Source organism: Reichenbachiella versicolor, assembly GCF_003171675.1.
Lineage (GTDB): Bacteria > Bacteroidota > Bacteroidia > Cytophagales > Cyclobacteriaceae > Reichenbachiella > Reichenbachiella versicolor.
The window spans coordinates 47910-59630 of record NZ_QFZQ01000007.1 but is presented as its reverse complement, the minus strand read 5'-3'; the positions used below and the strand labels follow the sequence as shown (position 1 = coordinate 59630).

The following is an 11721-nucleotide window of genomic DNA, read 5'->3' as shown; positions in this document are numbered from 1 at the left end:
CTTATCCCGTCTGGGCGGTGAGCTCTTGAATTGAGCAGTTTAGATAAAATATTGAAGAAGGCCGCTAAAGGCCATCGAAAGAGTCAGGTAGCTCTATATGAGGACTTCTATGGATATGCTATGAGTGTAGGTTTGAGATTTTCGGACACTAGAGAGGAGGCACAAGAGATAGTGCACGATTCCTTTATTAAAGCGTTTGGAAAGCTTGATACCATCACCAATGCTGATTCTTTCAAGCCATGGTTTAGAAGAATTATTGTCAATACCTCCATTGACTTTTTCAGAAAGAAAAGACTAGAGATCGGTCAACTAGACGTCGTAGAGAATGAAGTAGCCGATCTCAATGAAGATGCACTATCGCAGATGAGTGCTCAGGAGATATTGGATGCTATTCAGCAACTCACTCCCGGATACAGAATGGTGTTTACACTATACGCGATAGAAGGGTATAAACATGATGAAATAGCTAAAGAGCTAGGAATATCGGTAGGTGCTTCAAAGTCTAACTTATCGAAAGCTAGACAGAAGCTACAAAAAATGCTATTGGACTCAGGCCGAAAGGAGGTGAGCAATGGATGAATCGAAGTTTGACGATATACTGAAAGGGAAACTGGAATCCCACATTGATCCGGGTGGACCGCCACCGGGACAGATGGCTCGTATGCTTGATGATTTGCCATCAGTGTCCAGCTACGCTTCGTCGTCAACAGTTAAGTATCTGGCAGCTGCTAGTGCAGTATTGTTTTTGACTACTATTTTCTTGATCTACCGAACCTTCATGCTGGAGGAGCGAATTATTGAATTGCATCAAGTTGGGAATTCAACATTGGCGATGAATCAGATCAGTGGAGGTGAATCAATCATTTACTATGACTCTATCGCTAAGCGATCTTATAGGAGAGTGTACATTGATCAGGATGGACAGAGACTCGATACGATCTATTCATCAAATTATACTAGGTCAGGCGCAGCATATCGCCCGATGACGGCATTAGATTCTCAAGTGTTGGTCAATCAAGCGATGACTCAGTTGATAGAAACTATGAAGTCAGACCCAGAGCTACTAAGCGAAATATTACCAGAAGGAACTGCCGATCAGCCAGTTTTTTACGCATCAGCTCCTACATCAACTTCTCAGCCGGAACTAGCAAATGATGGGATGGAATCTACGAGAGGAGCGTCAATAGGATTGACACCAGAGGAAAGAGAAGCACTCTACAATGAACTTCGCAACGAGATTATTGCCTCTCTAGAACAAGAGCAAAGAGAACTGCAAAAGGCTATTTCGGATTCATTGGCCTCTGCTGATTCAAATGAAGAGCAGCTTATACCGATAGACTCAGTTGAAGTAATGGAAGAAGATAGTGCTGCAGTAGCTAGACGACAAGAGATGCGTGAGCAGCAAAAGAAAATAGCCAATCGATCGTGGAGCCTCTATGGAGGAATGGGGCCTGGAATAGCTCCTACTAGTTTTGGAAATATGTTCAACGGAGCTTTTCTAGGAGGTGTAGAATACAAGTTCAACAAATACATAGGTGTATCCTCAGGACTGGAATATCATATAGGTAATGGTGAATCCTACGAGATAGATGATTTAGACTTGAGTGTTTTCGAAGATTTGACCGCAGCTGACTTAGCGGATGCCAAAGAGTTGAAGTTTACTGTACAGTGGATGGATATCCCACTAGAAGCTAAAGTTTATTTGATGCCAGACAAAAAGTTCCAACCATATGCTTTGGTATCATTGAGATCACGATTGCTATTGAGTGAGTCTTATAAGTTTGAAACTTTTGATGATCAATATTTAAATGCTGATGTAGAGGATGGAAAATCATTTTCTTTCCCGTCGGTAGGATATGGAGCAGGTTTCAGAGTCCCCATCAATAGTAAGTTGGACTATGCCATGCAATTGCAGCATTCTGTTGGAGGTCAATCGCTAGGGGGATTCAATGAAAAGTTCAACTCTGTACAAGGCCATGCGCTCCTAATCATCAAGTTGAAATAATAATCCTAGGTATAGGCAACCATTTTCAAGAGAGCCGCGTCTCGGCGGAGATGCTTTTCATAATCATTGTTTTAAGCCTCCTTTTTTGTAATTAAGACTTATTGAAAGTCCCCAAAGATTGTTTTGGATTAGTACCAAACAGACAGGTAGGTCATCGGTTCAGTTTGAACTGATGACCTTAATCCAAAAGGTTCATTGGAACAATATGGACTCAAAGGGAAGATATGTTATCTGGAATATATGGCTTCGTTGGATATGAGATAAAATTCTCCTTCACCTGTGTGATTTTATCTTCTATGATTCTGTAAATTTTTTAGCTGTGAACTTTTTAAAATCTCTGATGATATTACTCAAATTGCTGTTTTTCTCTCTGAGAATAAGATGGCAATGATTGCTAATCTATCCAATCGGGTATTTCCAGCCCTTTCATCTTTTTTGTAGTACTGGAAGTAGCTTTAAAGGTTTGAAGACAATGGATAATTTTTCGTTTTTGATGATTTTTATGTTTTGAGCCGTTATGCAAAATGAGGTGAGAAATCATTAGTTAGATACTAAGCGAATATTGATCAACACAACTCAAGTTTTGACTTTAGATAGTTCTAAGTCAATTAGTTTAGTTGTATCTTTATTAAACAATTACGTCTTATCCGATATAACTTTTATAATAACATCGTTGAGGTGATAACTATTTAGTTTAGTTGATTTCAGGAAGCTTTTTAACGTCTCATTGAAATCTTTTAACATGCAACAAAATAATCAGGAAATAGAAATGTACAAATGGACTCAGATCAGGAAAATAGGAAAGTATGGTTATCAAATCATTATAGGCATTTGTATCTCGCTTTCATGTACTGTAGCTGAGAAAAATGAGAATCTACCCATAGAAAGTTCCATTTTCAATTTCTTAGATATCAAGGTTCCTCAAGTTGCTACTGAGAAAATTCCAACTAGTTTAAAAAACAGATTGAAAAATGATTCAAAGGATAATTATGGAATAGATATTTCCTATTATCAGGGAAGCATTATGGAGAAATTACCTGCCCACAGTGATAGTATTCAATTTGCAATCTGTAAGGCCACTCAAGGTACCCAATATGTAGACCCAATGTTTAAAACTAATTGGCGTGAAATCCAACAGAAAGGCTTATTGAGAGGTGCTTATCATTTTTATGACTGCTCACAAGATCCTAAGGCACAGGCACAGCATTTTTATACCGTGATTAAAGATATCAAACCCTATGATATTGCTCCCATTTTAGATATTGAACAAGGCGGACTTGTAAAAGGTCAAACTGCTCTTGAATTACAGAAACAGATTAAAAATTTCCTCGAAGAACTGGAAAAGTTGAGCGGACGAAAACCAATCATTTATTCAGACTATGCCTTTATTCAGGAGTACATCACCGATGCTAAATTTTCTAAATACGATCTTTGGCTAGCCGAATACAGCGGCCATCAAGCCCCGTTAATTCCAAATGTTTGGAAACAAAAAGGCTATTTAATATGGCAAAGAAGTGATAACTACCATGCTTTTTCTACACAAATAGATTTAGATATATCGGCTGTGCCTCTTAAAAATATGGTAGACCTTAACGAGTGAATGCTCTTAAAAGCAATCAAAAAAAATGTCATTCATTGTGGTTGTTCTGTATTTGTGATTTTAGCAGTAATGGAATTATTATAGTTTAAACAGCGCTTCCAGATTTGCAATCTGGAAGGACGATCTTAGGCTTTGTAAGCCCATTGTATAATGCGGTTCGAAGAACCTACGATAGTTGCACCGAATTGCAAATTCGGCACAGCTCTTTTTTTATTCTATACCCTTCCCTAACAGCAGGTTGTTTTTTTGATTAACAGCTCTTCTGGATTTGTAATCCAGAAGTTTTATCACAGATTTTCTAAACCAATTTTACATTAGCGTTTATCGGATCGCAGATCCTATGATAGTAATACCGAATTGCAAATTCAGCACAGCGGGTTCGACATTACAAATGTCGAATAGCTGACATATCCCGAACAGCGGATATGTTCGCGATTGCAAATCACGAACAGCTTGACAGATCTCAAACAGCTGGAAATAGCGGGATTCTTAGATACTACCTTTTTAGTACATCTTACTTTTTCTTAATAAAGCCGCTACCTGTTCTCGTTGACCTCTACCTCGTAATCCTTTACCAGGTTGGTAAATATCAGTTATTGAGGTATTGCTAAATACTTTATCTTTATTCCGTTTTGCAAATACTATTTTTTTGTTTCTATTAGCTGGAGGAGCCTTTTTCGCAACTTTTACACTTGGTTTGGTGTGCAGTTCTTGAACTGGAGATGAAGGTGTTAGATTGCTTACGTAGTTTCTCAAAGAAGAAGCTTCTGAGATATCAATGTTGGGCCTGTATCCATCTGTTAAATGATCAAAAACTTTTTTGTTATTTAATAGTATTTTGTAGCGCATGGCTTTTAGCGTACCCACTTTTTCTCCTGTATCATAAACATATGCGGTAACTTTAACTTTGATTTCACCTGCATTTCCGCCTTTATGCAGTTCTCTAATACCATCTTCTATTGCTAATATTTCTGTGTTTTGATGAGGAGATGCTGCAAATGCTTCCAAGACTCCATTCCCTCCATTGAACGATGCAGCCAATCCATGTGAAACTTCCGCAAACCAAAATATTCCATCCGTATATGGTTGACTTTTTAAATGTTTAGCTACTACCTTTTTACGATCTTCTTGTTGATCTGTCCATTTTGCACCATCTCGGTTACTATAAAAAACAGGAGTAACACCAGAGGTGAATCCCGATAAATTTCTTTCTCCCTTGAGGTGAACCCGAATTGTACCATCTTTATAGCTTTTTCCTTTTTTGTATTTTGCAATGCGATTTGCATTAATTTGTTGAGTATTTTTTTTTGATTTTCGAGCCCTCATTCTTACAAGTGCTGAGGCATTGACCATCCCCCCCACATCCCGATCACTCACCGGATTGCCTTCTACAAAGCCATAAAGGTTATACCCCCCACGAATCCCAATCGGGTCGGTAGCCGTCCAGCGGCTGAGCCAAGGGCAGTAGTAGCGCATGCCGTAGTAGTAGAGCTGGGTAAAACGGTCTTTTTCTTCGCCACTGTATTGGTAGTGCTTGTTTTTTACTTCGGTTTGGTTTTTTCCTGTCATGAGGCTGGTGCCTCCATAAGGGAAATACTCCTGGTAGGTGATGAGCTTACCTTTGCCATCGAGCTCGGTGCTACTGCTTGTGAGAAAATCAGTGAGCTGGTAGCGTAATTGTGATTTTTTCGTGCCTTCATTTAAAGGTCCACTTTCCCAATAGCGCCAATCACAAAAGCACGCATCTCCCTCCATCAGGCGCTTGTGGTGCCAGCTTTTGTTCCAGTTTGTACCCGTGCTGGTTTGTGTACCACTACGCCTGATTTCTATTCCGCCAATGTACAATACTTCTTTAATCGTAGTATTCGTCCCGTTTTGGAATACCGTCACTTTTCGGGTGCGTTGGCCGCCACTGTTGTACACATAATATTCGTTATTTTGAGTACCGTTTGCGGAAGCAGATGAGATATTATCTCGGTAATTGTAGGCTAACGTTTGGTTATTGCTTAAGGTCAGCATATTGCCATTCGGGTCGTAGTGGTAATCTACCGTTGAGTTGCTGCCAAAACTGCTGCTGGCTATCTGGTTGTTGGTCGCTACGATGCTATTTTTTTGTATGGTAGTGTTGGCTCCTGTGGCATTGCGTAAATGCTTTGTTGTTAAAAGATTGCCAGAACTATCATAGGCATAGTTTTGGGTGTAAGTGAGCAAGGCATTCGCATCACTCTTGCTTGGAGCTGGTGTTTGGTATAAAGGCGGATTACTATTTGCCACCGACTTAGCTTCCTGAGCGGCTTGCCACATGCCTGCATGTTCGCGTCCGGTAGCGGAGATCAGGCGGTACAGCGCATCAAAGGTGTAGCTGGCTTTAGCGTCCACCACATTGTTTTTGTAATAGGTGGTGGGAATGGCGTTGTTAATCACAGAGGTAATGTTGCCCACCGGATCATGGTGGTATTCCAAGTCTTGCAATTTGGTATGATCTGTACTCGAACTACGCATGCTTTTAATACCGGTCAACTCAAAAGTGAATGGATCGTAGCTATAAGTCGTTTTTACCCTATTCGCATATCGCACCAACGTTTTTTGCCCTTTGGCATTGTATGCAATGTTCAAAATACCGGGCGTCATACCAGTACTGGAAGCTTTAGTTCCCAGCTCACCTGCTGTTACAGCCACCGACTTTACCTGATTCAGGCTGTTGTAATTGGGAGTAGTGACATTGCCATCGGCATCTGTGCTATCAATAGGAAGACCAATGGCTGAAATAGCGGTACTGGTCACAAAACATGCTGGTGCGTTTGTTGACCCCATCTGCATCATCAGAGTACTTAATTCTTGTGGCAGTATATTTTCTGCAAAATCGTGACGTTGGTATTTACCTGCTAGATTTGCTGCCAGTGCTTCAAGTATACTTTTACTGATATGGTTCCAGTTCGCTTCCGCTTCGTACTCTTTTCTAAGCCACTGTGCGGTTAACAGTCCATGACCATTAATGTCATAGGAAGGCATCACATTCAATCCCGCCTGATCCAGTTGAATGACGGGTTTGCCACGTAAGTTAAGCGCCTCTGGATGTTGAAAATAAGGGCTGCCATTACTGTCCTCAGTATCTCCGTAAATGATTTTTTCGGTGATTTGGTCTAATGCCAGAGGGTCTTCTGTGGATGGTTTTTTGCTTACATAGTTTTGCACGGGGCGTTGCAGGTCATCGTAGGTCATAAACAGCTGAGTGCCACGGGAGTCACAGGAGTAAATGGGCTTGCCCATCACATCATGGAGCATCCAACGTGTCCCTGCATCTGAGGAAACGGATTTTACCACTTCTTTGCTCAGGTTATGGCTATAGGTAAAGTTATCCAACTGCTGTGCATGCAAGCGTGCATCCGCACTAGTGCGTTCATTGCCCATCAGGTCATAGGTCAGGTATCGGGCATCCTGTTCAGTTTCCAGTACATTAAGTTGCATGCTTTGTACGGTGTGCCCTAGGCTATCTTCCCAATGCTGTACTGGGGTATTGATAAAGGCTTTGGACTTTTCTATTGCGTCTTGATCGATATTGGCATCCGGTGTGGGGGCGTAAACGCTCAGGTTGAGGCAGTCGTTGGCATCATATTGCAAGACGCTCCAAGGAGAAGGCACCAATTCTGTGTAGGTGATCGTGTGACCTTGGGTGCTGTTTCCTAGCTTTGCATATAGTTTGTCATTGAGAAATCCCTGATAGGCAGGTTCTTTGACCGCTCCATTTATTAAAGAACCAAACAACGTCTTCGTAAAAAAACCTTCGTGTATGATAGCACCTGAACTACCAACCCTTTCCTGTGCGCTGCGGGTAAGCACCTGTCTTCCCAATGCATCATAAAACAGGGTGGCCGAATAGCCTACCTGGTTTAAAGCTGATTCGTCCGTGTATTGCCAGTCTGGGGCGTAGTAGGGTTCATACTGCTGTATCGGATGGCCTTTGTCGTTGTAGACGGTCGCCCCGGACGTGAGCCAGCAAGTGGCCATTTTTTGGATGCTGACCTTTTGTGTTTGGGCATCCCAACTTCGGGTGTCTTGTTTTTCATTACAGTAGGCTTTGCTTTGTAGTTCCCGACCAAACCCATCGTGGTAACTCACCGTCATTTGGATGCTGGGACTTGGGGAAGCGCTTTGTCCATTTACACGTGTATAATCGTCATAATTCAAGCTGGCCGTATGGTTGGGGATTTTGTGATCCTTCCAGGCATGGAGGTTGTAATAAAAGAAGGTGGCGGCACCTTGTAGGTATTTTTCTGGATGGGTGAAAATGTCGTCCAATGTATCAACTTCCACGACTTTGTATGCATCCAGTGCTGCAAAACCTACCGTTTGATCTGCTTGCGTACCCTGCTCACTGGTGGCGATCACCATACCTAGCGGATCTACAATCACTGAGCTGGTATTTTGATTGGGATCAACAATAGTGGCTGGATGTAGCGTGCGGTAGTCAAAGTCGCTGATTAGAGTTATGTTATTATAAGGTGCAACCACCTCATGCACAAACATATGGTAGTTGTCGTAATGATATCGTGTAGTGTTTCCAAAAGGATCTGTATGTGAGGTAGGCAAATAAAAGTGGTTGCTATCTGCATAGTGTTGGGTTGCTCCCGGGTTCCAATAGTACTGGCTGTCCTCTCCTGAACCAATCGGTTGTTGGTAACCACCTTTCGCCCCATGATGGGCGCTTTCCTCTCCCGTCAATAAACCATGAACAAAAGCTGCAACCTCCTGCTTTTTGTCGTTTCCTGTAAAAGTGATTAAGCTGCCGAATTGCTCATCGTTGAGTAGTTGGTTCCTGTCAAACTCGGCCATTTCCATGCGATATGGTAGCAAGGGTGTTGTTACTTGGCCATAAGGTAGTGCGGCTTTTGTGGCCGCATCGTAATAGTAATGCCGTTCCCAGTGCCATAGTTTCTTTTCATATTGACCACTTTTTGCATCTGCGATCAGCTTCTCCATTCTCGAAAAGTCCATGGATGTAGTGCTGATGGGGATGTTTTGTATTTCGAAGGTCTTACTTTCAATGGGGATGCCCAGTTGCTTGGTATTGGTTTGATCTATATTAAAAAAGGTATTTTCATCCACTGCTACCCACACTTTTTGTTGTTGTGCTTTGGTCTGTGCATCCAGATCATCAGGCAGTTGATCACTTCTCCGCCCAAAATCAATGCTGGCAGATTGCAAGACATGTCCATACGCATCTATTTTCAGTACAAACTGTTGAGTCACACGTGGATCATTGGCATTGCGTTCATAGTCCCAATCGATGGATTGCCGCTCGTGCATGAGAAATACCGCATATTTATTGGTAAACAAGCGTTGTAGTTGCTTCACGGTAAACTGCGATTGTGAAACGGAGTATGGCGTCTCTTGCCAGGGCGTATCGTCATTGCCATAGACTTCACTCCGTATCACAGCACCATGCAGGGTACGATGGGCATTGCGTATGGTTTCATAGCTGGAATCCGTATCGAGCCATTCAAATTCAGTGTTTGGTAGCACTTGTGCCTTTGGATCACCCTGCCAGTATTCTTTTTGATACTGCTTCATCAGGTCATGGTGGGCAAGATAGGCTCCCGTATGGTACCAGGTTTTGGTAAGCAATGCGGGGGCTTCATAGGCCGCTGTTTTACCAGAATCGGAAGCGGTGAACTGATCAAAGGAATTGGTATCGGTACGATCTACCCTGCCAAATCCACGGAAATCGCGTTCGAACCCATCGTAATAGCCATGGCTGTAATGAAAGCAGTTTTCCAAGGTGGTATTGGAAATCTGGTCATGATGGGTCACACTCGTCAATACATTGATTGCGTATGGAATATGAGTGACCCAGGGTCTGCCTAGTTGTTTGTCTTTGAGGTAACACCAAGATGAAGACCCGTAGGTCATTGTCTTAATGGCGCCCATATTATTATCAATCTGAGTCAGCAGATAGGGCTTATGTCCTGCCGGGTTTGTTGAGGTGCCTGTAGTCTTGTTAAAGTTATAATAATGAACCACAGGATTGGGATGCGTCTGTTGAAACACGAGGCAATTGGTGCCATTTCCGATCACATCTGCAAATTGTACTTGATCTGCATTGTCCCAGAAGGCAGGCAGGTTAATTTTCAGAGGTGTCGTGTTGAAACCATTACCACTTTGATTGAAATAGATGGCCATATGATCGTGATACAAATAGGCCAGGTCTGTGGTACCCGACCCATCAATGTCTGCCCACAGCAGACGGTCGATATGAAAATCATCCCCAAAATCAGGCACATCGAGCATGGTTACTTTTTCTCCAAAGGCACCATACCCCAGGTTCGGCCATACCTCTACAGTATTTTGTGTGACTTTCACGCGCTGTGCCAATCCACTGCCCAGCATATCAGCATAAAACAAAATTGCATTGGGTGCATCTGGTTTAGAGGTAGGTACATCGGTGTTGCGTGTTTGAAAATTTCCCTTAGCGAAACCTTGTGTTCGAATGGAAGCATTGACCCGAACGCGTTCTTCTTCTATCAACACCAAATCTGCCACACCATCACCAGTCACATCCTGATGGCTGATTTCCTGTTGCAGAAAGTTGCTAGGAAATTGTTCGAAAGCTTTAAAATTATGCCATTGGTTTTGGTCTATTAATTCATAATATCCGGCTGATTGGGGTTGGCTCACGAGTAAATCCAAATGTCCATCACCTGTCAGATCTGTGAGAGTCAATTGTTCATCCTCACGTCCTACTGGAAAAGAAATGTTTTGTGGCGCTCCAAAACGTGGGACCTCATCACCATTGTAAACACGTGATCGATAGCTTACCGTTTCTCCACTGCGATACAAAATACCAGGAATGCCTTCACTGTACAAGTCCATGAGCTGGAAAGAACCATCGATAGCCTGTGTTAAGGCCTTACCATTCATGTCTTCCAGTTGCTCAAATGCTTGGGGCTTGTAGTCTTTTTGCAAAGGTGGAAATTCCTGATAGGTCATGGAAAGTGCTGGCAGGCTTTTGGTGCGATACGGTGCATGATCCAGGTATTGATAGCCAGTGTGGGTCACTTCTTTCAGCTGGGTAGCTATGGTAGAAGGTTTATGGTTCAGCGTGAGGACATTGGTGAGAAAGCGGTTGCCACTATTGTACTCTTCAAAACGGTGGAAGAGCAGGATGCGCTGGCACAATCGCCAGGTACGAATTTCAAAACCCGCATTGTATTCTGAAAAAGGATCTTTCCTGCATAGCCAGGTGCCTGTATCGGTGACCGCCTTATCTGAATTTGCTTTGGGGTTGATGTCCCATGATCCATAGTCAAAATGGATTTCAAAATGCCAATGAACCTGATTCAGATAGGTACTGCTTTCGCCCAAAATCAGCGAACCGTCTGTGATCGCCTGGTCATTACCATAGCTAACAGCACTGAGATAGGTGTTCGTTTGTGTATCACGATGTTGGTTGAGGTATTTTTCGGGGATATTGTCTTTGTTTTCTTTTTGGTATTGAAAGAGTTGGTGATTGCCTTTATCATCATAGGTTTCTTCTAATAACCATTTAAAGATACGTCTGGGATCATTGGGATCAAATACCTGAGCACTGCGGTTTTTGCCATAAATACTTACGATATTTTGACTGCTTCTTACTTTCCAGAATACATCGGCAGTGTCTAGCATGTTGGTATGGCATTCGATTCGGTCAAAGTTGCCTTGCGTGCGACTTTGGTATTCGCAGACCTTATAGTTTCCTTCTGTTTTGGTTTTTCGGCTGCCGTCTTCATTGCGTACAGGCACCAAAAAGGAAGCTGCGGAGTAGTAAAAGGTGTCTTCATCATTGTAATGCGGCATTTCTTTGGACGTTCTGCGCATGATCTCTGGTGTGGACAGTTCCCAGCCCATGCCAAATGGCGAATTGCCATTGCCAGTGCTGTAATTGAGGCTCATGGACGGCTCGAAATCTCTGCAGGGTGATGCTGGTATAGGAATGGTAAGCGACCCACTGCCATTGAATTCATTGGGCGTAAACGTTTGTCCCATGCCTGCTGCACTGCCGCCTCCCTTTGGTAAGGAAGGGTTGATGACCTGAATTCCCTTGGAACCCTGGCTGCTGTTGTTCATTGCCTGTCCCATC

General features: G+C 42.8%; 4 protein-coding genes. 3 read left to right on the top strand and 1 reads right to left on the bottom strand.

Annotated elements, in window-relative coordinates; all coding sequences use genetic code 11:
- Positions 1–51 precede the first annotated feature (51 nt).
- The 3 genes from DKG80_RS14585 (at position 52) to DKG80_RS14575 (ending at position 3605) form a co-directional block, all read left to right on the top strand.
- Positions 52–579, top strand: a complete 528-nt coding sequence (locus DKG80_RS14585) for an RNA polymerase sigma factor (RefSeq protein ID WP_245907017.1) — start codon at positions 52–54, stop codon at positions 577–579.
- A complete protein-coding gene (locus DKG80_RS14580) occupies positions 572–2005 on the top strand; it encodes an outer membrane beta-barrel protein (protein WP_109832102.1) in 1434 nt (477 codons plus the stop codon). Before DKG80_RS14585 ends, DKG80_RS14580 begins: the two co-directional genes overlap by 8 nt.
- A gap of 742 nt (positions 2006–2747) precedes the next feature.
- Positions 2748–3605, top strand: coding sequence for a glycoside hydrolase family 25 protein (locus DKG80_RS14575; protein WP_109832101.1), 858 nt, complete (start codon positions 2748–2750; stop codon positions 3603–3605).
- 504 nt (positions 3606–4109) lie between these two features.
- Here the strand turns inward: DKG80_RS14575 and DKG80_RS14570 are convergent.
- Positions 4110–11720 carry a SpvB/TcaC N-terminal domain-containing protein gene (locus DKG80_RS14570; RefSeq protein ID WP_109832100.1) on the bottom strand — a complete coding sequence of 2537 codons (7611 nt, stop codon included), beginning with the start codon at positions 11718–11720 and terminating at the stop codon, positions 4110–4112.
- Between the last annotated feature and the right edge of the window lies 1 nt (position 11721).